Origin of the sequence: Wenzhouxiangella marina, assembly GCF_001187785.1 — a bacterium.
GTDB classification, from domain to species: domain Bacteria; phylum Pseudomonadota; class Gammaproteobacteria; order Xanthomonadales; family Wenzhouxiangellaceae; genus Wenzhouxiangella; species Wenzhouxiangella marina.
In genome coordinates, this window is record NZ_CP012154.1 from 2,730,620 (window position 1) to 2,752,548 (window position 21,929).

20 protein-coding genes and 4 tRNA genes are annotated in these 21,929 nt (G+C 65.5%); 4 read left to right on the forward strand and 20 right to left on the reverse strand.

Translation table 11 applies throughout. The features are described 5' to 3' along the window. Positions 1-161 precede the first annotated feature (161 nt). The 17 genes from rplA to WM2015_RS11750 form a co-directional block, all read right to left on the reverse strand. The gene (gene rplA, locus WM2015_RS11670; RefSeq protein ID WP_049726214.1) at positions 162-854 is read right to left on the reverse strand and encodes a 50S ribosomal protein L1; all 693 of its coding nucleotides are present in this window, start codon (positions 852-854) and stop codon (positions 162-164) included. After that, positions 854-1,288 carry a 50S ribosomal protein L11 gene (gene rplK, locus WM2015_RS11675; protein ID WP_049726215.1) on the reverse strand — a complete coding sequence of 145 codons (435 nt, stop codon included), beginning with the start codon at positions 1,286-1,288 and terminating at the stop codon, positions 854-856. Before rplK ends, rplA begins: the two co-directional genes overlap by 1 nt. A 305-nt stretch (positions 1,289-1,593) precedes the next feature. Further along, a complete protein-coding gene (nusG, locus tag WM2015_RS11680) occupies positions 1,594-2,127 on the reverse strand; it encodes a transcription termination/antitermination protein NusG (RefSeq protein WP_049726216.1) in 534 nt (177 codons plus the stop codon). Beyond that, the gene (gene secE / locus WM2015_RS11685) at positions 2,127-2,468 is read right to left on the reverse strand and encodes a preprotein translocase subunit SecE (RefSeq protein ID WP_156201134.1); all 342 of its coding nucleotides are present in this window, start codon (positions 2,466-2,468) and stop codon (positions 2,127-2,129) included. The genes nusG and secE overlap by 1 nt, the downstream gene beginning before the upstream one ends. A gap of 66 nt (positions 2,469-2,534) precedes the next feature. Further along, positions 2,535-2,610, reverse strand: a tRNA-Trp gene (locus tag WM2015_RS11690). 101 nt (positions 2,611-2,711) lie between these two features. After that, on the reverse strand, positions 2,712-3,902 hold the full coding sequence (gene tuf / locus WM2015_RS11695) for an elongation factor Tu (RefSeq protein ID WP_049726200.1): 1,191 nt from the start codon (positions 3,900-3,902) through the stop codon (positions 2,712-2,714). Positions 3,903-3,989: 87 nt separating this feature from the next. Next, positions 3,990-4,065 (reverse strand) — tRNA-Thr (locus tag WM2015_RS11700). Between the two features lie 17 nt (positions 4,066-4,082). Beyond that, a tRNA-Gly gene (locus tag WM2015_RS11705) sits at positions 4,083-4,156 on the reverse strand. Between the two features lie 38 nt (positions 4,157-4,194). Continuing rightward, positions 4,195-4,279 (reverse strand) — tRNA-Tyr (locus WM2015_RS11710). A 180-nt stretch (positions 4,280-4,459) separates the two neighbouring features. Next, complete coding sequence (gene ychF, locus WM2015_RS11715; RefSeq protein WP_049726218.1) at positions 4,460-5,551, reverse strand: redox-regulated ATPase YchF; 1,092 nt, start codon at positions 5,549-5,551, stop codon at positions 4,460-4,462. 26 nt (positions 5,552-5,577) lie between these two features. Beyond that, a complete protein-coding gene (gene pth / locus WM2015_RS11720; protein ID WP_049726219.1) occupies positions 5,578-6,165 on the reverse strand; it encodes an aminoacyl-tRNA hydrolase in 588 nt (195 codons plus the stop codon). Between the two features lie 17 nt (positions 6,166-6,182). Then, positions 6,183-6,899, reverse strand: coding sequence for a 50S ribosomal protein L25/general stress protein Ctc (locus tag WM2015_RS11725; RefSeq protein WP_049726220.1), 717 nt, complete (start codon positions 6,897-6,899; stop codon positions 6,183-6,185). A gap of 222 nt (positions 6,900-7,121) precedes the next feature. Beyond that, the gene (locus tag WM2015_RS11730; RefSeq protein WP_049726221.1) at positions 7,122-7,802 is read right to left on the reverse strand and encodes a Bax inhibitor-1/YccA family protein; all 681 of its coding nucleotides are present in this window, start codon (positions 7,800-7,802) and stop codon (positions 7,122-7,124) included. Positions 7,803-7,882: 80 nt separating this feature from the next. Further along, on the reverse strand, positions 7,883-8,944 hold the full coding sequence (locus WM2015_RS11735) for an FAD-dependent oxidoreductase (protein ID WP_049726222.1): 1,062 nt from the start codon (positions 8,942-8,944) through the stop codon (positions 7,883-7,885). Beyond that, positions 8,941-9,435: a signal peptidase II gene (gene lspA / locus WM2015_RS11740; RefSeq protein WP_211260928.1), complete on the reverse strand. Its 495-nt coding sequence runs from the start codon at positions 9,433-9,435 to the stop codon at positions 8,941-8,943. Before lspA ends, WM2015_RS11735 begins: the two co-directional genes overlap by 4 nt. Before the next feature lie 13 nt (positions 9,436-9,448). Further along, positions 9,449-12,256: an isoleucine--tRNA ligase gene (ileS, locus tag WM2015_RS11745; RefSeq protein ID WP_049726224.1), complete on the reverse strand. Its 2,808-nt coding sequence runs from the start codon at positions 12,254-12,256 to the stop codon at positions 9,449-9,451. Between the two features lie 38 nt (positions 12,257-12,294). After that, complete coding sequence (locus WM2015_RS11750) at positions 12,295-13,212, reverse strand: bifunctional riboflavin kinase/FAD synthetase (protein WP_049726225.1); 918 nt, start codon at positions 13,210-13,212, stop codon at positions 12,295-12,297. 100 nt (positions 13,213-13,312) lie between these two features. On the opposite strand from WM2015_RS11750, the gene WM2015_RS11755 reads away from it, so the two are divergent. Then, on the forward strand, positions 13,313-14,014 hold the full coding sequence (locus WM2015_RS11755; RefSeq protein ID WP_049726226.1) for a YkgJ family cysteine cluster protein: 702 nt from the start codon (positions 13,313-13,315) through the stop codon (positions 14,012-14,014). On the opposite strand, the gene WM2015_RS11760 is transcribed toward WM2015_RS11755, so the two are convergent. Both WM2015_RS11760 and WM2015_RS11765 read right to left on the reverse strand, forming a co-directional pair. Next, positions 13,991-14,842: a hypothetical protein gene (locus tag WM2015_RS11760; RefSeq protein ID WP_049727079.1), complete on the reverse strand. Its 852-nt coding sequence runs from the start codon at positions 14,840-14,842 to the stop codon at positions 13,991-13,993. The two genes, WM2015_RS11755 and WM2015_RS11760, sit on opposite strands and share 24 nt — an antisense overlap. 107 nt (positions 14,843-14,949) lie before the next feature. Then, complete coding sequence (locus WM2015_RS11765; RefSeq protein WP_049726227.1) at positions 14,950-16,752, reverse strand: 3-hydroxybutyrate oligomer hydrolase family protein; 1,803 nt, start codon at positions 16,750-16,752, stop codon at positions 14,950-14,952. A 148-nt stretch (positions 16,753-16,900) separates the two neighbouring features. Here WM2015_RS11765 and WM2015_RS11770 point away from each other — a divergent pair, with 148 nt between their 5' ends. Together WM2015_RS11770 and WM2015_RS11775 are read left to right on the forward strand one after the other, a co-directional pair. Next, positions 16,901-17,668, forward strand: coding sequence for a 3-hydroxybutyrate dehydrogenase (locus WM2015_RS11770; protein ID WP_049726228.1), 768 nt, complete (start codon positions 16,901-16,903; stop codon positions 17,666-17,668). A 10-nt stretch (positions 17,669-17,678) separates the two neighbouring features. Further along, a complete protein-coding gene (locus WM2015_RS11775; RefSeq protein ID WP_245609762.1) occupies positions 17,679-18,377 on the forward strand; it encodes a response regulator transcription factor in 699 nt (232 codons plus the stop codon). Positions 18,378-18,981: 604 nt separating this feature from the next. On the opposite strand, the gene WM2015_RS11780 is transcribed toward WM2015_RS11775, so the two are convergent. Next, on the reverse strand, positions 18,982-21,258 hold the full coding sequence (locus WM2015_RS11780; protein ID WP_169751165.1) for a right-handed parallel beta-helix repeat-containing protein: 2,277 nt from the start codon (positions 21,256-21,258) through the stop codon (positions 18,982-18,984). A gap of 130 nt (positions 21,259-21,388) precedes the next feature. On the opposite strand from WM2015_RS11780, the gene WM2015_RS11785 reads away from it, so the two are divergent. Continuing rightward, a complete protein-coding gene (locus WM2015_RS11785; RefSeq protein WP_049726230.1) occupies positions 21,389-21,928 on the forward strand; it encodes an ECF-type sigma factor in 540 nt (179 codons plus the stop codon). The last annotated feature ends 1 nt before the right edge of the window (position 21,929 follow it).

Genomic DNA, 21,929 nt, shown 5'->3' on the forward strand with positions numbered 1-21,929 from the left:
TGATCGATCGAGACTCACCAACGACCCGCGGTCTTGGACGGGCGCCTCCCTGTCGAAGCGGAAGCGATCGCCCGGGAGGGGAAGGTTCGAGCCCAGGCTCTTCCCTGCCCTTCCTTTTTCCAAAGCTGCTTCCGACCGAGCCGGAAGCAGGAAAACAATGCTTACAGGCCCAGCGAGCCGGTATCGACCGGGACGCCCGGACCCATGGTCGTCGAGACTGCCAGCTTGCGCAGGTACTGACCCTTGGCGGCCGGCGGCTTGATCTTGACCAGTTCGGACACGAGCGCCTGCAGGTTGCCCTTCAGCTTGTCCACGTCGAAATCGGCCTTGCCGATGGTGGCGTGGATGATGCCGGCCTTGTCGGTACGGAACTGCACCTGACCTGCCTTGGCGTTCTTGACCGCGGTCTCGACATCCGGCGTGACGGTGCCCACCTTCGGGTTCGGCATCAGGCCACGCGGACCCAGCACCGTACCCAGGCGACCGACGACACGCATGGCGTCCGGGGTGGCGATACAGACATCGAAATCGATGGTGCCACTCTTGATCGTTTCAGCCAGGTCTTCGAAACCGACGATGTCGGCACCGGCAGCCTTGGCCTTGTCGGCGTTCTCGCCCTGGGCGAAGACGGCGACGCGGACGCTCTTGCCCGTGCCGTTCGGCATGACGATGGCGCCACGAACGACCTGATCCGACTTGCGCGGATCCACGCCCAGACGGATCGCCACGTCCACGGACTCGGTGAACTTGACCTTGCTGACGGACTTCAGAAGCTCCAGGGCCTCTTCGATGGCGTAGACCTTGCCCGCTTCAATCTGCTCGCGCGCGGCGCGAAGACGCTTACCTCTGGCCATTATTCGACTCCTTCCACGTTCAGGCCCATGCTGCGGGCGGTACCGGCGATGGTGCGCACGGCGGCGTCCATGTCTGCGGCCGTCAGATCGGGTTCTTTCATCTTGGCGATCTCTTCGAGCTGATCGCGGTTGACGGTACCGACCTTGCGCGTATTCGGCTCACCACTGCCCTTCTGGATCTTGGCAGCCTTGCGCAGCAGGACTGCGGCCGGCGGAGTCTTGGTGACGAAGGTGAAGCTGCGGTCGCTGTAGACGGTGATGACCACGGGAATCGGCATGCCGGCTTCGATCGACTGGGTCGATGCATTGAAGGCCTTGCAGAATTCCATGATGTTGACACCGTGCTGACCCAGTGCCGGACCGACCGGCGGGCTGGGGTTGGCCTGACCGGCCGGCACCTGCAGCTTGATGTAGCTTTTTACTTTCTTGGCCATGTAACATGTCTCCTCGGGTTCGAGCGCCGGGCCACTCAATGGGCCGCCGGCTCCCCGTCTATGGGTTGTTCACGACCGATTCGGTCGTGGGTCTTCAAATCAACGCGTTTTGCGTTGCGTACTTCTTTTTTCAGCATCCTGCTCGCAAGACGCTGGATCCCGGGTCGGGCCCGGGATGGTGTTCTTTTTCAGCATCCTGCAAACAAGACGCTGGAACCCGGGTCGGGCCCGGGATGGTGTTCTTTTTCAGCATCCTGCAAGCAAGACGCTGGATCCCGGGTCGGGCCCGGGATGGAAAAACTCTGTCAGAGTTTTTCCACCTGCTGGAAATCCAGTTCCACCGGCGTCGAGCGGCCGAAGATCGAAACGGCCACGCGCAGACGGCTCTTTTCGTAGTTGATCTCTTCGACCACACCACTGAAATCGTTGAACGGGCCATCGGTGACCCGAACCATTTCGCCCGGCTCGAAGAGCACCTTCGGCCGCGGCTTGTCGACGCCTTCCTGGACGCGCTGCAGAATGGCATCGGCTTCGCGCTGGGTGATCGGCGCCGGACGGTCCTGACGACCGCCGATGAAACCGAGCACCTTCGGCACGTCCTTGACCAGGTGCCAGCTGTCGTCGTTCATTTCCATTTCGACGAGCACGTATCCGGGGAAGAACTTGCGCTCACTGCGACGCTTGACGCCCTTCTTCATCTCGACGACCTCTTCGGTCGGCACGAGAATCTCGCCGAAGTACTCTTCCATCCCGGCACGACGAATGCGCTCCTCGAGGGAGCGCTTCACCGACTTCTCGAAGCCGGAATAGGCGTGGACGACGTACCACTGCTTGGCCATCAACTGCCTCCGGAGGCGCCGATCAGGCGGCGCACCACCCAACCGAAGACCGTGTCCATCAGGAACAGCAGGATGGCGACGATCACGGTGATCACGATCACCATCAGCGTCGTCTGCAGGGTCTCCTGGCGGGTCGGCCAGACCACCTTGCGGCGCTCGACATCGGTCTCGCGCAGGAACGCGAACATGTCACGACCGCGGGCGGTCTTCGCCACGAGCGCCAGGGCAATGCCGGCTGCGACCAGCAGGCCGACGACCCGGATCAGGGTCATGACTTCGCCCGAGAACTGGAAGAACCCGACCACGCCGGCCAGCAGAACCAGCAGGCCCAGGGCCCACATGACGTTATCGCGAGCTGATGTCTTTTCGGCTGCCATAGAAATCGAAGTCTTTGCCTTGGAATGAGGTGGCAGGCGAGGAGGGACTCGAACCCCCAACCTGCGGTTTTGGAGACCGCTGCTCTGCCAGTTGAGCTACTCGCCTATCTCTTGAAACTCGTCTTCACAACAATCCTTGCTGCGAAGATGCCGAAGCCAGTGCCCAGCTGCGCCGGACACTGACTTCCGCGATCGGTCCTGTCGGACTTATTCGTGAATCTTGGCAACGACGCCGGCACCGACGGTGCGGCCGCCTTCACGAATGGCAAAACGCAGGCCTTCTTCCATCGCGATCGGAGCGATCAGCTCCACCTGCATCTGCACGTTGTCGCCCGGCATCACCATCTCGACGCCTTCCGGCAGCTCCACCGAACCCGTCACGTCCGTCGTACGGAAGTAGAACTGCGGACGGTAGCCCTTGAAGAACGGCGTGTGACGGCCGCCTTCGTCCTTGCTCAGGACATAGACTTCGGCTTCGAACTTGGTGTGCGGGGTGATCGTGCCCGGCTTGGCCAGAACCTGACCGCGCTCGACCTCGTCACGCTTCGTGCCACGCAGCAGAACGCCCACGTTGTCACCCGCCTGACCCTGGTCCAGCAGCTTGCGGAACATCTCCACACCCGTACAGGTCGTCTTGGTCGTGTCCTTGATGCCCACGATCTCGATCTCGTCACCGACGTGAACGATGCCGCGCTCGACACGACCCGTCACCACCGTACCGCGACCGGAAATCGAGAACACGTCTTCGATCGGCATCAGGAACGGCTTGTCCAGCGCACGCTCCGGCTCCGGAATGTACTCGTCCATCGCCTCGACCAGCTTCATGATCGCCGGCACGCCGATGTCGCTCTGATCACCTTCCAGCGCCTTCAGCGCCGAACCGGTGATGATCGGGGTGTCGTCACCCGGGAAGTCGTAGTCGCTCAGCAGCTCGCGAACTTCCATCTCGACCAGCTCCAGCAGCTCCGCGTCATCCACCATGTCCGCCTTGTTCAGGAAGACCAGGATGTACGGCACGCCCACCTGACGAGCCAGCAGAATGTGCTCGCGCGTCTGCGGCATCGGGCCATCGGCCGCCGACACCACCAGAATGGCACCGTCCATCTGCGCCGCACCCGTGATCATGTTCTTCACGTAGTCAGCGTGACCCGGGCAGTCCACGTGGCCGTAGTGACGAGCGTCCGACTCGTACTCGACGTGCGCCGTGGCAATCGTGATACCACGCGCACGCTCTTCCGGCGCGTTGTCAATCTGATCGTAGGCCTTGAAGTCACCGCCACGGGCTTCAGCGCAGACCTTCGTCAGCGCAGCCGTCAGCGTCGTCTTGCCGTGGTCAACGTGACCAATCGTGCCCACATTCACGTGCGGCTTGCTACGTTCAAATTTTTCCTTGGACATGAGCCTGGAACTCCGTTTCCTTCAAGTTGTTGAGTCAAAAACCACAGCGACGCGCAACTCGAACTTCGAACGCAGCGCTGAAAAAAATGGTGCCCACGACTGGACTCGAACCAGTGACCTCTCCCTTACCAAGGGAGTGCTCTACCGCCTGAGCTACGCGGGCGCGGTACATCAAATTGTTGGAGCGGGTGATGGGAATCGAACCCACATCATCAGCTTGGAAGGCTGAGGTTCTACCATTGAACTACACCCGCTCAGCGTTCAAGCACGCTTCCAAATCTTTCGACGGAAGTGGTGGAGGGGGCAGGATTCGAACCTGCGAAGGCATAGCCAGCAGATTTACAGTCTGCCCTCGTTGACCGCTTGAGTACCCCTCCAGGTGCTCGACTACCGATGCTGTCTGTCAGAACCTCATCTCTTCCGTCACTCGCCCGAAATCACTCACGACCCGGACGAAGCCCGCAATTGTCACCCAAGGTCGGGGGAGAGTCAAGCTCGTTTAGGGAAAAAAGAGCCGACTCGGCCGATTCACCCCCGCTCCGAGGCCAGCAACCGCCTCAGACGTTGAATCGGAAGTGCATCACATCGCCTTCCTGGACGAGGTAGTCCCGCCCTTCGAGGCGAAGCTTGCCGGCCGCCTTGGCACCCGCCTCGCCCTTGCAGGCCACGTAATCCGAGTAGGCCGTGACCTCGGCGCGGATGAAGCCCTTCTCGAAGTCCGTATGGATACGTCCCGCGGCCTGGGGCGCGGTCGAGCCGCGGCGCACGGTCCAGGCTCGGACCTCCTTCACGCCGGCGGTAAAGAAGGTCAACAGATCGAGCAAGGCATAGCCGGCGCGGATCAGACGGTGCAGACCCGGCTCGTCCTGACCCAGATCGGCGAGGAACTCGGCCTGCTCTTCCGGGCTGAGCTCGGCCAGTTCGGCCTCCATGGCCGCACAGAGCACGACGACCTCGGCACCTTCGGCCGCGGCCCGCTCACGCACCTGAGCCACCATCGCGTTGTCCTCGGCGGCCGAGTCATCGACATTGGCTACGTAGAGCACCGGCTTGGCGGTAATGAACTGCCAGGTTCGGAGCTCGGAACGCTCTTCATCGGCCAGCTCCAGGGTGCGCAGCGGCGAGCCCGCGCCCAGGTGAGCGACGACGCGCTCGAGGATGCCGGCCAGGCGCTTGGCATCCTTGTCGCCCGACTTGGTCTGTCGACTGATCCGATCCAGGGCCCGCTCGGCCGTATCCAGATCGGCCAGCACCAGCTCCGTATCGATCGTATCGATATCGGCCAGGGGGTCGACCTTGCCGGCCACGTGGGTGACGTCATCGTCGACGAAGCAGCGGACGATATGTGCGATCGCATCGGTTTCGCGGATGTGCGAGAGGAACTTGTTGCCCAGGCCCTCCCCCTTCGAGGCGCCCGCCACCAGGCCGGCGATGTCCACAAACTGCATCATGGTCGGCACGACGCGCTCCGGCGAGACGATCGAGGACAGCTCATCGAGCCGAGGATCGGGCACGGGCACCATGCCGACGTTCGGCTCGATGGTGCAGAACGGGTAGTTCTCGGCCGCGATCTCCGCCTTGGTCAGGCAGTTGAACAGGGTCGACTTGCCGACATTCGGCAGACCGACGATTCCACATTTGAAGCCCATGCTGCGTCCTTCCGGAAGAAATGGATTCAGGGGTTGGCCGACTGCGTATGCAGGGCCGTCATTGCGCGCTCTCCGCGACCGGCTAGCAGGTCGGGAAGCACCTTGACCGAGCGCTCGATCGCCTCTTCGATGGCCCGCTCCTCCTCGGCCCGGGCCCGACCCAGCACCCAGCCCAGCACCGCTTCCCGCGTGCCCGGATGCCCGATACCGATCCGCAGGCGCCAGAAGCCCTGATCACTCAGGTGCTGGAAGATGCTGCGGAGACCGTTGTGACCACCGTGACCACCGCCGCGCTTCAGGCGGATCGTGCCAGGCGGCAGGTCCAGATCGTCGTAGGCCACCAGGATGCGCTCGGCCGGCACCGAGAAGTAGTCAGCCGCCGCGCGCAGGGCCTGACCGGAGTGATTCATGAAGGTATCCGGCCGCAGGAAGATCGCATCACGACCCTGCCAGCGCTGCCGACCGACCTCGCCGTGCAGCTTTCGATTGGCCTTCATGGCCAGGGGCTCGACGCGATCGAGAGCGTCCAGAAACCAGAACCCGGCGTTGTGCCGGGTTCTTTCGTACTTCTGGCCCGGGTTCCCCAGGCCAGCAATCAGCCAAAGCTCACTCACGGCGAGACTGGCTTGCCTCAGCTCTCCTCGTCGGAGGATTCGCCTTCTTCGGCCTCCTCGCTCGACTCGGATTCGGCAACGGTCTCGACTTCGGCGGCCTGGCCAACAGCAGCATCGGCTTCGGCGGCAGCTTCACCGCTACCCTGACCTTCACGGATGAAGATCGCGGTCACGATCGGGTGATCGTTGTCTTCGCTGATCTCCAGGGCCGGGATGGTGACGCCTTCCGGCAGCACGATCTGGCTGAGCATGACGCTTTCGCCCGGCTCCAGGTTGGCCAGATCGACTTCCAGGTACTCCGGCAGATCCTTCGGCAGGGCGTCGATTTCGACTTCCACGGTCTGGTGGGAGATGACCACGCCGGCCTTCTTGCCGGCCTTCGACTTCTCTTCGTTGACGAAGTGGATCGGCACGCTCATCCGGACCTGCTGGTCGTCGGAGACGCGCAGGAAGTCGATGTGGGTCAGCAGGGGCTTGTACGGGTGGCGCTGCAGATCACGCAGGACGACCTTCTGGCGACGACCGTCACCGACGGTCAGCTCCAGGATCGAGGCGTGAAAGGCCTCTTCTTCGGCCATATGCAGGACCGAATCGTGGTCCACGCTGATCGTGGCCGGATCACGGTCCGCACCGTATACGACGGCGGGAACTCGACCCGCACGGCGCAGGCGGCGGCTCGCACCTTTCCCCACGTCCGTGCGCATTTCCGCCGGAATCTTGAAATTCTTCGACATGATGTGTTCTCGTCTTTTCAGTGGTTGAAACGCCACCGGCACGCGACCATGCCAGCGGAGCAAGCCGAGCAGTATAACGTGAATTCGAAAGCGGAGGAAGACCCTCAGGCCCAGGCGGGGAGGTCTCTCGCAGAGGCGCTGAGGCGCAGAGAAAAAGAAAAAGGGGCGGCTTCGAGGCCGCCCCTTCCGATCGGTGCACCGGCAGTAACGGTGCGGTTCGGCTTATTCCTCGCCGAAGGCGAAGCCGAACAGATGCAGCAGGCTGGTGAACAGGTTGTAGATGGACACGAACAGAGTCACCGTGGCCATGATGTAGTTGCGCTCACCGCCGCGGACGATCTGCTGGGTCTGGAACAGGATCAGACCAGACATCAGCAGGGCGAACATCGCCGAAACGGCCAGGCTGAGGGCCGGCATGCTGAAGAAGTAAGCGGCCAGGCCCGCGAAGAAGGCCACCCAGATGCCGATGAAGAGCATCGGCCCAAGGAAGCTGAAGTCCTTCTTGGTCACGAGGGCAAAGCCGGACAGACCGAAGAAGGCCACTGCGGTGGTGCCAAAAGCCGCGGTGACGATCTGCCCACCGTTGCTGAAGGCACTCAGATAGAAACTCAGGATCGGCCCGAGCGTCGCCCCCATGAATCCGGTCAGGGCGAACACGGCCACCAGACCCCAGGCTGAATTGCGCAGCGCCACTGTCAGGAACAACAGGCCGAAATACCCGACCAGGGTCAGCAGGCCGAAATGCGGCCAGTTCAGCTGCATGGACACGAAGGCCATGATGGCGCTGAAGGCCAGAGTCATGGCCAGCAGGTTCCAGGTATTCCGAAGCACCTTGCGCGCGCCCTCATCGACCTCGATGGACGACGACGCGGGGATGGACGTAGCACGATACGGCTGATTCATGATTGCCTTAAACCTCCTTGGAAGGATGAACGGCAGGGTTGAGAAGTCGCTGAATGAGACTCGATCTTAACAAAAAGGTTTCAACGCGGGGCGAGACGCACGGCCAGTTCGCGCACCGGCGCGGCCCCGTCGAGCTGCTCGGCCAGGAACTCGGCCGCCGCGATCGCCAGGATCGGACCGAAGGCCTCGTGTCCGGCATTGATCCAGAGGCCGCGGACGCCGGGATAGGCGCCGATGGCCGCTCGCGCATTCGCGCTCAGCGCCAGGGTCTCACCACGCAGCTGCAGATCATGTCGGCCCAGACCGGGCAGGCGGGCGTGCACGCGTTCACGAAGCGCCCGGCTGTCCAGGCGAGGCTGCCCGTCGGCTTCGATCGCCGTGCCGGCCAGCAGACGTCCATCCAGGCGGGGCGAGAGCCAGAACTCGTCCATCCACACGGAGGCGGCCAGCGAGGTCGAGGATGGCGCGAACAACAGGCCCGGGGCGAAGGCCGCCTCACCTTCGAGCCGCTCGAGGCCGGAATCATGGATCAGGCGACTGCCGGCCGCACCCGCCGCGACCAGTACCGCATCCGCGCCCAGCCAGCGGCCATCGTCGAGCTCGACGCCGAGCACGATATTGCCGGCCACATCCAGACGGCGCACCGCCGCCTCGGACACCAGCTCGACGCCCCGCTGCTGCAGCTCGGCGCGCAGGGCGCGCTCGAGCCGGTCCTGACGGAGCACCAGGCGCTGATGCACGCACACGGCGGTCAGGCTGCCCTGCGCCAGATGGCTGTCGACATCGGCGATCGGGCCGGTCGACCAGTGTAGATGGGTGTGAGCGAGCCAGTCGGCCGCCGAACGGTCCGCCTCGCCCTCGACCAGCAGGTCACGCCGAGCGATGGCCAGATCGACGCCCGTCGACTGCCCCAGGCGGCTGACCAGCTCGGGCAGCAGCTGGGCGGCCCGCATCTCCAGCTGCTCGATGAGCGGGGGGCGGAACCAGGGCGGCAGGGGTGAATCGTCGATGGGCGGCAGGCGGTCCGGCGCGTCGCGCAGGGCCACCACCTGGGGCATCAGACCGACATCGAGCAAGGCCAGCGCGCTGAGCAGGCCGCTGGCATCGGCCCCGACAACGATCAGATCGGGCTGGCGCCTCACAGGCGCGGGGGCTCCGGCCCGCGGCGCGGCAGGAAGCCCTCGATCAGCAGCAGGATCACGCCCAGAACGATGGCGCTGTCGGCCAGATTGAAGGCCGGCCAGTGCCAGCCCTGGTAATGCACATCGATGAAGTCGACCACATAGCCGTAGCGGATGCGATCGACCAGATTACCGATCGCACCGCCCAGCACCAGGACGATGGCCACCGGCAGCAGGCGCGAGCGGTTCGGCAGCCGCCACAGCCAGATCAGCAGGATGATCGAGATCAGCACCGCCACGCTGCTGAAGAACCAGCGCTGCCAGCCCCCGGCGCCGGCCAGAAAGCTGAAGGCCGCGCCCTCGTTGTGCGCCAGGGTGAAATTCAGCCAGTCGGTGATCGGCACGGGCCGATAGAGCACCAGTTGCTCGGTGGCCAGGTGCTTGGTCCACAGGTCCAGCAGGGCGACCAGCGCCGCCAGAGCGAGCCAGAGCCCGTATTTTCCGGGACGCATCGGCGCCATCGGCTCAGCCCCAGCGGCGGGTCTCGCCCGCCGGCGTCAGGTTTTCGACACAGCGCCCGCAGAGCTCCGGGTGCTCATCGATCCGACCGACTGTCTCGCGATGGTGCCAGCAGCGCACGCACTTGGCGTGCTCGGTCGGTCGAACCGAGAACTTCAGGGTCTGGCCCGCCACTTCGGCGAGCTCACCGCCCTCCCCGACCGGCGCCAGGTGCACGTCGGAAGACAGGAAGATGAAGCGCAGCTCGTCGCCGACGGCCGCCAGCACCTCACCCAGGCGGCCGTCGGCCTCGAGAGTGATTTCCGCGGCCAGGGAGGAGCCGATTTCCTTGGCCCGGCGCAGGGCCTCGAGGTGCGGGCCGACCGCTTCGCGGACGCCGCGCAGGGTCTGCCAGAAGGCACGATCCTCGTCCGAACCCGTCGACAGGCCTTCGTACCAGGTCGCCAGCATGACCGACTCCTCGCGTTCGCCGGCCATCTCGCTCCAGATTTCCTCGGCGGTGAAACAGCAGATCGGCGCCAGCCAGCGAACCAGGGCTTCGAGGAGATGCTGCATCGCGGTCTGGGCCGAGCGACGCGCCGGGTGGCCTTCCGGCAGGGTGTAGAGCCGGTCCTTGATCACGTCGAGGTAGAAGGCCCCCATGTCGACGCTGCAGAAATGGTGCAGGCCCTGGTAGATGTTCAGGAAGCGGTAGTCGCGGTAGGCCTGGCGGATGTCCTCGTCCAGGCGAGCGGCCAGATCCACCGCATAGCGATCCAGGGGCAGCAGCTCATCGTCCGGCAGGGCGTGCGCGGCCGGATCGAAACCGTTCAGGTTGCCGAGCAGGAAGCGCGCAGTGTTGCGGATGCGGCGGTAGGCATCGGCGACGCGCTTGAGGATTTCGTCGGAGACGCTCATTTCCTGACGGTAGTCGGCAGCCGCCACCCACAGACGCAGGATGTCGGCACCCAGGGTCTGCATGATCTGCTGCGGCGCGATCACGTTGCCCAGGGACTTCGACATCTTGCGGCCTTCGGCATCGACCGTGAAGCCATGGGTCAGCACCTGACGATAGGGCGCTTCACCGTGCATGGCCACCGAGGTCAGCAGGGAACTCTGGAACCAGCCACGATGCTGATCCGAGCCCTCCAGATACAGATCGGCGGGACGGCTCAGCTCGTCGCGCTGATCGAGCACGCAGTGGTGAGTGACGCCCGAATCGAACCAGACATCGAGGATGTCGGGCACGGTTTCGTAGCGCTCCGGGTCCACGCCCAGGCGCTCGGCGATATTGTCCTCGTACCAGGCGTCCACGCCCTCCTCGGCCACGATGTCGGCCAGGCGGCGCACCAGCTCGGGCGTGTCCGGATGCGGCTCCTGGCTTTCGCGGTCGACGAAGAAGCCCAGCGGTACACCCCAGGTGCGCTGGCGCGAGATGCACCAGTCGGGGCGCGACTCGACCATGCCACGGATGCGGGCCTTGCCCCAGTCGGGCACCCAGCGGACCTGATCGATGGCGGCCAGGGCCTGTTCACGAAGCCCGGCCTGGTCCATGGCGATGAACCACTGCGGCGTGGTGCGGAAGGCCGTCGGTGACTTGTGCCGCCAGCAGTGCGGGTAACTGTGGCCGAAGGCTTCGTCGGCGAGCAGGGTGCCGTTGGCACGCATGTGCTCGACCAGTTTGGCATTGGCCTTCCACACGAATTCACCGGCCACGACCGGCGTGCCGTCGACGAAGATCCCGCGGCTGTCGACGGGGTTGACGACCGGCAGATCGTAGCGCTGACCGACCTCGAAGTCTTCCTGGCCGTGGCCGGGCGCCGTGTGCACGGCACCGGTACCGGTTTCCGTGGTGACGTGTTCGCCGAGGATGACCGGCACTTCGAGGCCGTTGTAGGGGTGATGCAGAGCCAGATGCTCGAGGGCCTGACCGCTGACCGTGCCCAGCACTTCGGCCTGCCCGAGGCCGATCCGCTCGCACACGGACTGGCGAAGCTCGCTGGCCACCACGATGTCGAGGGAGCGGCCATCGTCGCGCTGACCGCGCACCAGATCGTAGTCCAGCTCGGCGTTCAGACAGACGGCCTGGTTGGCCGGAATCGTCCAGGGCGTGGTGGTCCAGATCACGATGCCGGCGCGATCATCGACCGCCTCGACGCCGAAGATGGACGCCAGGCGAGTCGGGTCGACGGCCGGGAACAGCACGTCGATGGCCGTCGAGGTCTTGTCCTGGTATTCGATCTCGGCCTCGGCCAGGGCCGAACCGCAGTCGAAGCACCAGTGCACGGGCTTGACGCCGCGCTTGAGGTGGCCGCGCTCGACAATCTGCGCCAGGGCCCGCAGCATGCCGGCCTCGTAGCTGAAATCGCGCGTGGCATAGGGATGGTCCCAGTCGCCCAGGCCGCCCAGTCGTTTGAATCCCTCGCGCTGGCGGTCGATCTGCTGGTCGGCGTACTCGCGGCATTTCTGGCGGAAGGTCCTGGCATCGACCTTCTGGCCGACCTTGCCGACCTTCTTCTCGACCTGCAGCTCGATCGGCAGGCCGTGACAGTCCCAGCCCGGCACGTAGGGCGCGCGGAACCCGGCCAGCAGGGCCGAACGCACGACGATGTCCTTGAGGATCTTGTTGACGGCGTGTCCGATGTGGATATCGCCATTGGCATACGGCGGTCCGTCGTGCAGCAGGAAGGTCTCGCGATCGGCGGTCGCTTCCTGGATGCGCTGGTAGAGGCCGCGCTCGTACCACTGCTCGAGCATGGCCGGCTCCCGGGTGGCCAGGGCGGCTTTCATCGGGAAGTCGGTCTGGGGCAGATTGATGGTGTCTTTGTAATCCATGGGGCAGTGGCAGCAGGCTTGTCGTCGTTGGGTTTCAGTCAGGGTTGCAGCAGGGCTCGCGCCCGGGCCGCATCATCGTCCATCTGGGCGCACATGGCCGGCAGGGACTCGAATTTCTCTTCCGGGCGCAGGTACTCGACCAGCTCGATGCTCAGATGACGTCCGTACAGGTCCCCATCGTAATCGAACAGATGCGCCTCCAGCAGCCAACCCTTGCCATCGACCGTCGGCCGCTGGCCCAGGCTGGCCACGCCGGGGTGTCGATCCAGGCCGGCGCCGGAGACCCGGACGGCGAAGATGCCACGCGCGGCCGGCGGCAGCGGCGGGCGCAGATTCACCGTCGGATACCCGAGCGTACGGCCAAGCTGGCGGCCGCGCAAGACGCGACCACTCAGCGAATAGGATCGACCGAGCAGCGCGCGCACTCGCGACATCTCGCCCCGATCCAGGGCCTGGCGCAGGGCCGTCGAGGAGACGCGCTCGGCCTCGAGCTCGACGGCGCCGATCACCGAGACCTCGAAACCCAGGCGCGCGCCCAGGGTTTCGAGCAGCTCGACATCCCCAGCCGCCCGGGCACCGAAGCGGAAGTCGTCACCGACCACCACGTGGCGAGCGCGGGCCAGGTCGACGACGATTCGCTCGACGAAGGCCTCGGCACTCAAGGCCGCGAAGGCTCGATCGAAGCGCATCATGTACACGCGATCGAGCCCGAAGCCGCGGCACAGGACGAGTCGATCGCGCACGGAGTAGATGCGCGAGATCGGATCCTCCGGCCGGAACAGGCTGATCGGCAGGGGCTCGAAACACATCAGGGACGGCACGAGCTCGTCGGAGCGCGCGCAGACGCGCCGGATCAGGGCCTGATGCCCGCGATGCAGGCCATCGAAATTGCCGATGGCCAGCGCCGTCGCAGCACTCGGTGCCCGTGCCGGTGATGTGTCTCGGATCAATCGCATAAGAGGCGCGATTCTACCGGGTTTGCCGTTTCGACGTGGTCGCTGCGGGCCGCCCTCTGCTACCCTTCTCGGCCCACTGTCCAACGCCGCCCGTATCCCCATGAGCCGTCTGCCAGAAACCTACCCCGCGATCCGACTGCGCGTTGCCGACACCAGCCTCGACGAATGCGGGCGCGCGCTCCGCCAGGGGCCGGAACGCAGCCTGCGCCAGGTGCAGCGTCTGATCGAACAGGAGCTCAAGCGCCTGCCGGCCGATGAGCGCGGGCCGCTGGCCTGCCGCGCGGGCTGCGATTTCTGCTGCCATCTGCGGGTAATGGCCACGGCGGTGGAGGTCTTCGCCCTCCTCGACTATCAGTCCCGGCAGCTCGATGCCGAGGCCTTCGACGCCTTCGCCGAGCGCATTCGAGCCGCCGACCGAGCGCTGCGCGAGCTGCCGATGGATCGGGTCCTGACGACCAACCTGCCCTGCCCCGCCCTGATCGACGGCCAGTGCTCCGGCTATCCGGCGCGGCCGCTGAACTGCCGCAGCTACCATTCGATCTCGCGAGAGGACTGCCAGGCCAGCTTCGAACACCCGGAAGACCTCGAGCTCGGCCACCCGCAGCTGCGCGGCATCGCCTCGGTGCACGAGGGTGCCCAGGGCGGCTTTCTGCGCGCCTTCGAGCAGGCCGGCCAGGATGCGCGTCAGTACGAGCTGGTCACGGCTCTGGCCGAAGCCCTCGACGACCCCGAATGCCGTCAGCGCCTGGCCAGGGGCGAGCCGGTCTTCCAGCGGCCTTCAATCCTCGCCGACTCGGACTGAGCCGGCCGGCGCGGCCGCCGCACCCTCGAAGATCGGCCCGGCGACGTCGGCGGAATCCCAGCCGCGGCCGACATCGCGACCCGTGATCTGCCAATCGTGCGCCTTGATCCGGATCGGTCCGCGCACGCGCTCCTCGAACTCCGTCGCGATCCAGTAGCCGCCCATTTGGACGTAGTCGGCGAAGCTGGTGTCCACATGGGCGCCCTGGGTGGTTTCGAAACCGTTCAGGGTGATGTGCACCCGGAACAGGCGATGGCTGTCCGGATCGATCCAGGCCACGACCTCGTCATGCTCGGCCCGGCCGAATCCCGGCTCGATCCGGATCCACAGGCGTGGATAGCGACGCCCACTCTCTCGCCCCTCGGGAAGACGACTCATGGCGACGGCGCGACGGGCCAGAAAGGAGGGGCCGAAATGAAACAGCTCGAAGGCATCGGTGGTCATGGCGCTGGCCGCGAGCAGCTGCTCGTCTTCGACTTCCTGCCCGTCATACCAGATCCGGATCGAGTCACCCTGCCGCCGAATGGTCTTGCTGCCGGCCGGGCCTTCGTGGCGAACCACGTACAGGCCGTCCGCGGGGCGGTAACGTTCTTCAGCCGTGACGCGGTAATCCGCGTCCGTGACCAGGGGCTGGATGCGCTGGATCGCGCGGTACCAGTGCCCGCGCATGGCCAGATTGAAATCTCGCGGATCCTCGGACAGGTCCCCACCGTGACCTTCGATCAGGCGGTCGAACCACTGCCGGGCGGTCAAGCCGTCTTCGAAGCGCAAGCCATCGCGCGGCTCGGGGAAGCCCGCGCAGGCCGTGAGCAGCAGAAGGGCCAACATCGGGCCGGCCCAACGAAAGCAGAACGCCATCGCAATGCTCCAGGATGGAAAAACCCCAGCCTAGCCGCCTCTCGTCAAGCTCGGAAGAAGACCGTGCTAGTGGGCCACTAGAGACCCAGGTCCTCCCGGGCGAGGGCTTCGCCCGCCGCTGGCGGATCGGGCTCGATTCGACGATCCTCGCCGAGTTCACGCTCCCCTTCCAGCACGGCAAGCAGATGATCCAGGCCGGCCCAGCCGTAGGGCAGCATCGGCACCAGGCGCCCGGCCAGGGTGGGCACCGCCAGCAGGGCATCGAAATGCTGGGCCCGGGCCACTTCCCAGTAGGCAATGCGGGCGCCGTTGGCGCGCGCCTGCTCGAGGTAGGGCCGGGACGTCAGTCCTGCGGGGATCAATCCATCCTCACGACCGTGCACCAGCAGCACGGGCACGTCCGGTCGTGGCCGGGCCGTGGCGCGGGTCGCTTCGATCGCCTGGTAGAGCGTCTCCCCGTACTCCGTGGACCGGTCGTTCAGCTCGTAGAGGCAGCGCAGACCGGCCAGCGCCGGATCGCGTCCTTCTGCCTGCCCATCGACGAGCTCGATCCCCGCCCCGGGCGCGATGCCCGAGAAGATCGACCACCAGGTCCGGACCTGTTCCGGCGTTGCCGAAGACGCATCGAAGCCGTAGCCACAGGGCATGTCCAGCGGACCGCGACCCAGATAGGCCGAACTGTAGGTCACGGCCACGGTGCGCCAGAGGTCCAGGGCCACGTTGGTCGCGGCCAGGCCGAGCGCATGCTCGTCGAAGCCGGCCTCGATCAGCCGGGCGCGCGCCTCGGCCGGCTCCGAGGCCTCCAGCAGCCCGGCGATGGACAGGCTGGTGCAGCGCTGCTGACCGGCCGCAGCCAGCAGCGGGTTGCCGAGCACCATCTCCATCGTGGCCTCGAGGTCACCGAGCATGCAGGGTTGATAGAGCGCCGCCAGCGTGCCCAGCTCATACAGGTGCGGCACACCGGGGACGCTCACGTTGGGCATCATCGAGAACACGCCGTCGATGAATCCCGCCTCGTCCTGCTCGGCGGCACGCAACACGGCACCGCCGCCGTTGGACAGGCCAGCGGCAATGACCATCAGCGCGTCTTCGTCCAGCGCCGGGCCGTAGACCTCGCGCAACTGCTCGAGCGCGAAGCGACCGGCGTCGAGGACGTACAGGCCCCAGTCCTTTTCCGAATGATCCCCGGAATGCGCGTGCGGGATCGCCACCGTGCCGGCAGGGACCTCGCCTTCGAACGTTGGCGCCCGGAGCCCGGTCTCGGCGATCCCGGGGTCGACCCGTCGACCGTCCAGACCCACCCCCGTGCCACTGTCGAAGTCATGAACATCGCTGCCTGCGCCCTTGTCCGTGTAGGCCACGGCGCAGCCTTTCGGCAGGGCCCAGGGCGCGACCAGGGGCACGGCGCCGTAGACGCCGCGCGAGCCGGACGCCGGTGCCAGCAGCAGACAGGCCGAGGCAGGATCGAAGCCTGCCGGGATCTGCAACAGGACCCGCGCCGGGCTGTTGCGCCCCGGCAGGCGACGAAAGGCCATCCGCTCCTGCCCTTCGACCTTCGGCAGGGACTCGATCAGGCCACCCACGCCGCCGGCCGGGTTGAGCGCGGCCAGGCCTCGCCAGGTCGAATGAAAGGCCAGACGTCGAAGCTCCTCCGCCGTCGGTGAAGATGGATCGGCCGGCGCCGGCGCAGGCCCCATCAGGCCCTCGAGGCCGAGCCCGGCCGTGACCAGGTCGTCGCCACCTGCGTGCTCGGTGATGCGCACGATCGGGGCGGCTTCGGTTGCCGCCGTCGGTGCCGGTTCGGCCGACGAGCCCTCGTCGGCCTCGTGCTGACAGGCCACCAGGGACAGAAACAGGATCAGGATGAGGATTCGGGCCACGACGATAGCTCCGCGTGAGGAATTCGGAAGACGAAAGCCTAGCAGGCGAGCGGGCGGGCGGCACCATGGACTTTGGTACAGGCGCGCCGTCGCGCGGCCTTTGCTAGCCTGCTCCGCAGGCATTCCGAGGCGGACCTCGACGCAGACCATGAGCCAGACGCTGAACATTCTCATCACCGGTGCCGGCAGCGGCATCGGCGCCGGCATCGCCTGCGAGCTCGCCGGGCAAGGGCATGCCCTGATCGTCACCGACCTGGATACCTCGGCGGCCGAAGCAACGGCGCGGCGGATCCAGGCGGCTGGCGGCCAGGCCACGGCCGCCGCTCTGGACGTGAGTTCCGAGGCCTCGATCGACGCCCTGGTCGAGGGGCTCCCCGCACCCGTCGACGTCCTGGTCAACAACGCCGGCCTGCAGCACGTGGCCAGGCTGGAGGACTTCCCGATGGAAAAATGGGACCAGCTGATCCAGGTCATGCTGGTCGGGGTGGCCCGACTGAGCCGCGCCCTGCTGCCCGGCATGCGCGAGCGCGGCTTCGGACGGATCGTCAACATCGGCTCGATCCACTCCCTGGTGGCCAGCCCCTTCAAATCGGCCTACGTGGCCGCGAAGCATGGCCTGATCGGCTTTTCCAAGGTCATCGCGCTGGAAACCGCCGACTGCGATATCACCATCAACACGGTCTGCCCGACCTACGTCAAGACCCCCCTGGTCGAGAAGCAGATTGCCGACCAGGCACGCAACCACGGCCTGTCCGAAGATGAAGTGGTCGAGCAGATCATGCTCAAGCCCATGCCGAAGGGCGTGTTCATCAGCTTCGAGGAGCTGGCCGGGATCACCGCCTTCCTGATCGGGCCGGCCGCGCGCAACATCACCGGGCAGGCCATCGTGGTCGACGGCGGCTGGACCGTGCAGTGACAGGACGGTAATGTCTAGCGTCCTGTCCGCCACGCCCGCCGATTCCATGGCCACCCGAGTCCTGATCGCCGACGACCATCCCCTGTTCCGCGGCGCCCTGGTGCAGGCCCTGGGCGGCTGCCTGGACGACGCCGAGATCCTCCAGGCCCGTGATCTGCCCGAGACCCTGGCGACGCTCGAGCAGCACGAGGACATCGACCTGGTCCTGCTCGACCTGCACATGCCCGGCAATCAGGGCCTGGCGGGCCTGGCCTCGATCCGCTGCCACTTCCCGGCCGTGGCCGTGGTCGTGGTCAGCGCCAATGAAGACCCCCGCGTCATCCGCCGGGCCCTCGATCATGGCGCCGCCGGCTTCATCCCGAAAAGCTCCGGTCTGGACGAACTGTCCAGGGCGCTGGACGCCGTGCTCGACTGCCAGGACTGGGTGCCTCCGCACCTGGCCCAGGCCGTGGCCGACCTGGCCGGTGACGACGAAGATCTGGCCCTGGCCGCGCGCATGGCCCGCCTGACCCCGCAGCAGTTCCGGGTGCTGGCGATGGTCGCCGAGGGCCAGCTGAACAAGCAGATCGCCGACCAGCTCGGCATCCAGGAGCGCACCGTCAAGGCCCATATGAGCGAGATCTTCGCCAAGCTCGAAGTGCGCAACCGCACCCAGGCTGGCGTCGCCTACCGACGCCTCGAACTGGTCGACCCGGCCAGCAAGGTCTAGGGAACCTCTGAATAACTCTGCGCGGGCGCGAAGGCGTCTTTGCGGGCTCAGCAGGCGTGGCTTCGGCGAGCGTGGTTTGGTTACTCCAAATGAGCGAGTCGAAACACGTCGGATGGCCCGCAAAGGCCCTTCCCATCTGGCGATTGTGATGACAAGCTGCCGGAAAAGCCGCACCTCGCATGTTGCGCCACTCGGCCGTAACGCGCTGATCGTTCTTCCGGCAGGCACTTCTTGCCCTACGGGCAAACCGTACCTGCCTGCAGAACGGCGCTACGGCTACTGTCACTCGCGTCGCACCACACGATCTGCGGCTTTTCCGGCTGAAACGCGCTCCGTGCAGAGTTATTCAGAGGCTCCCTAGATCGCTTCTTCTCCATTCTCCAGGGCGAGGGGTGGGGCCTTCGACCGCGCTGAGGATCGCGGCAGTAATCAGAAAGCCAGCAGCGTCCTTCAGTCGGCACCCCAGTGGAGCGATGGCAGCTCACTGGAGGCGCCCCAGCCGCCATTCGCCGGCACCCAGGCATCCCCACGACCATCACACATCGACAAGACCGATCCGACCCTCAGGGCGGTTGAAGGCCCCGCCCCTCGCCGCCCCCCTTCTTCAGGGTTGTTCGAAGCGATCGTTGAAGATCATGTCGGGCAACGCAATCACCTCGTAGGGCAACGCCGGGCTGAGTTCGGAGCTGTTGCCCTCGCTATCGATCACCATGGCGCTGATCAGCGAGGTCGGGAACGGTGGGGCGATCATGATCGTGCGCTCGCTGCCGGGGGCGAGGTTGTAGGTGTCGCGATGAATGCGATAGATGTCGCGCTGCAAGTTGGCCTCGATGTAGAAGTCGATGGTCAGCGGGTAGTTCGAGTTGGCCAAGGAGCTGTCGACGCGATAACGGATCTCGAGCTGCCCGCCGACGCTGGCCAGGCTGGTGATCTCGGGATAGTTCTGCAGGTTGTTGGCGCCGGAATCGCCATCGCCCGCATCGTTGGCGGTCGGCCCGTTGTCACCGAGGTCGATGCTCTGATCGCCATTCTCGCCGAACTCGTTGCTGTCGAAACGGTTGCGCGTCCCGGCGCCCGCCGCGACGCGAATGCCGTCATTACCGTTGTGGTGCAGCTGATTGCCTTCGATCAGATTCAGGTCGGAACCGTTGGCCAGAAACACGCCCGCGTTCAGGTTGCCGAGGTCGGTGAACAGGACACCACCGATCGTGTTATCGCGAACCGTGTTCGCGTCGCCGGAGATCTGGACCCCGTCCGAGGCGTTGAAGCCGATCAGGTTGCCGACGCAGCTCGAATTCAGATCTCCGACCACGTTGCCACCGCCGTCGATGCGCACGCCTTCGACGGCGTTGCCGATATTCTGATTGCCCTCGCCCACGCCGATGAAGTTGGCGCAGATGCGGGTGCCCGACCCCATCAGCGCGATGCCATCCGAATTGAAACCGATCCGGTTGCCCTGGATCAGGGTGCTGCCGGCACCCGACTGGACACGAACCCCGGCATTGCCGACCCCGATATCGGCGTAGTTCTCGCGAACACCGATGTAGTTGTCGAGCACCTGGTTGCCGATGCCACCAGGGACATCGATCCCGTCGTCTGAAACGCCACCGATCAGATTGGATTGCGCGACGTTGCCGTCATTCGCCAGGACGATGCCGTTGGCAGTATTGCCGAACAGGCCGCCGTCGAGGAGACCGATCTCGTTGCCGACGATCAGGGAATTCGTGCCGTCGACACGCACCGCGTCATCGCCGTTGACGGCAAAGGAACTGTCGCGCACCTCGTTGTTGTCGCCATTGACGATCCACAATCCGCGGCCGCTGTTGTTCACGCTGGTCAGGTAACGGATCAGATTGCCGCTGGAGGCGAAGTCATTGCCGACCTGGACGCCATGGCCGCCGTTCTCGGAGACCAGATTGCCCAGCTGCGGGCTGGTGAAGCCGATTCTGCTGTTGGCACCGTTGAGACGAATGCCGTCGCCCTGGTTGAAGCGCACGGCATTGCTGTAGATCAGATTGTTGCCGGCTTGCGTGTAGATGCCGGTACCGCCGTTGTTCTCCACCACATTGCCACGCTCGGAGGTATTGACGATGCCACCGATCTGGTTGTTGGGGCCGACCACGCGAATGCCGTCCAGTCCATTGCCGAAGTCACCGCCACCGACCGGGTCGACGCCGATGTAGTTGCCGGCGATATCCGCATCCTCACCGAGCAGCAGGTAGATGCCATGCTCGCCGTTGTTCGAGATCACATTGCCCCGATCGGGCTCCGGCGAGGTGGTCAGGCGACGTCCGACCGTCGCCCGATCCACGCCATTGAGGTAGACGCCACTACCGCCGTTGCCCGCGATGCCGCCGGTCCGCGTCACACCGATCCAGTTGCTGTCGATCAGGGCCGGCTCGCCGTTGTTGAACTCGATGCCGTTGTCGGGAAAGTTGATGATGCCCAGGCCCTCGACGCTGAGGTTGTCCGTATTGAACGAACGCAGACCGTCGGCGGTCGTGCCGGTCAGCGCCGAGCCGTTGATATAGACAGACGGCGGCGCATCGAGGGTGGATTCGGCGCCGGCGTTGTAGCCCGGTGCCGTCGTTGCATCGATCCACAGCCCCGCCGTGATCGTCGGCAGCGGTGTGCCGGTGATATTGATCACGATCAGGCCCAGGCTGAATTCGACGAAGTCGACCACGGGCGTGGTGTTGGCCTCCATGATGGCGGCCCGCAGGGTGCAGCGGGGTGGGCCACCGGCCGGGATATCGCAGATGCCGTCACCCGGGTTGGCATCCGGATCGTCGCCGAGGTCGTTGACGACGAAGGTGGCAGCAGGTGCGGCCACGGAAAATGCCAGCGCGAGAGCAAACAGGAAGGGCTTGAACATGGTCATGGAACTCCAATCGGAATCGGTGCTTGCCATGTCAGTCGCAATCGGGGATGAAACCCTGCCATGGTGTCCGGCTGATTTCCCGGCATGAATCGGTCAGAATGGCGACGGGCCCCAAGGACACTGGCTTTCGATGTCGCAGCAGCAGACGGACCTGACCGCAGGCTTCGACCCGGCCGACACCGATCGGATCCAGCAGTTGTATCGAGAAATGCGCCAGATCGCCCGGCGCGAGCGGCGGCGCCTCCCCTCGGCCACGCTCAACACCACCGCCCTGGTGCACGAAGTCTGGCTGCGCATTTCGCCCGAGGATCACCAGTTCCGCGATCATCGCCACTTTCTCGGACTGGCCGCCGTGGCCATGCGCCGCCTGGTCGTCGACCATGCCCGCTATCGTCTCGCCCAGAAGCGCGGGGGTGATCAGCAGCAGGTCGAACTGGGCGATGCCGACGGCGCGCGCTCGGTGCCGATCGACCGCATTCTCGACATCGACGAGGCCCTGGGCGACCTGGAACGCATCGACGAGCGCCTGCGCCAGCTGGTCGAGCTGCGCTTCTTCGCCGGACTCCCGAACGACGAGGCGGCCGACGTGCTGGGCATCTCGCCCCGAACGGCGGCCCGCGACTGGGCCCGGGCGCGCGCCCTGCTCAAGACCGCACTGGACGCAGGCTGAG

Coding starts and splice junctions, on each gene's coding strand:
- rplK (WP_049726215.1), bottom strand. CDS start 1,288: ATGGCCAAGAAAGTAAAAAGCTACATCAAGCTGCAGGTGCCGGCCGGT.
- tuf (WP_049726200.1), bottom strand. CDS start 3,902: ATGTCCAAGGAAAAATTTGAACGTAGCAAGCCGCACGTGAATGTGGGC.
- WM2015_RS11750 (WP_049726225.1), bottom strand. CDS start 13,212: ATGCGATTGATCCGAGACACATCACCGGCACGGGCACCGAGTGCTGCG.
- ileS (WP_049726224.1), bottom strand. CDS start 12,256: ATGGATTACAAAGACACCATCAATCTGCCCCAGACCGACTTCCCGATG.
- lspA (WP_211260928.1), bottom strand. CDS start 9,435: ATGCGTCCCGGAAAATACGGGCTCTGGCTCGCTCTGGCGGCGCTGGTC.
- ychF (WP_049726218.1), bottom strand. CDS start 5,551: ATGGGCTTCAAATGTGGAATCGTCGGTCTGCCGAATGTCGGCAAGTCG.
- WM2015_RS11780 (WP_169751165.1), bottom strand. CDS start 21,258: ATGACCATGTTCAAGCCCTTCCTGTTTGCTCTCGCGCTGGCATTTTCC.
- nusG (WP_049726216.1), bottom strand. CDS start 2,127: ATGGCCAAGCAGTGGTACGTCGTCCACGCCTATTCCGGCTTCGAGAAG.
- rplA (WP_049726214.1), bottom strand. CDS start 854: ATGGCCAGAGGTAAGCGTCTTCGCGCCGCGCGCGAGCAGATTGAAGCG.
- WM2015_RS11775 (WP_245609762.1), top strand. CDS start 17,679: ATGTCTAGCGTCCTGTCCGCCACGCCCGCCGATTCCATGGCCACCCGA.
- WM2015_RS11770 (WP_049726228.1), top strand. CDS start 16,901: ATGAGCCAGACGCTGAACATTCTCATCACCGGTGCCGGCAGCGGCATC.
- secE (WP_156201134.1), bottom strand. CDS start 2,468: ATGTGGGCCCTGGGCCTGCTGGTTCTGCTGGCCGGCGTGGTCGGGTTC.
- WM2015_RS11760 (WP_049727079.1), bottom strand. CDS start 14,842: ATGTTGGCCCTTCTGCTGCTCACGGCCTGCGCGGGCTTCCCCGAGCCG.
- WM2015_RS11755 (WP_049726226.1), top strand. CDS start 13,313: ATGAGCCGTCTGCCAGAAACCTACCCCGCGATCCGACTGCGCGTTGCC.
- WM2015_RS11725 (WP_049726220.1), bottom strand. CDS start 6,899: ATGTCGAAGAATTTCAAGATTCCGGCGGAAATGCGCACGGACGTGGGG.
- WM2015_RS11730 (WP_049726221.1), bottom strand. CDS start 7,802: ATGAATCAGCCGTATCGTGCTACGTCCATCCCCGCGTCGTCGTCCATC.
- WM2015_RS11785 (WP_049726230.1), top strand. CDS start 21,389: ATGTCGCAGCAGCAGACGGACCTGACCGCAGGCTTCGACCCGGCCGAC.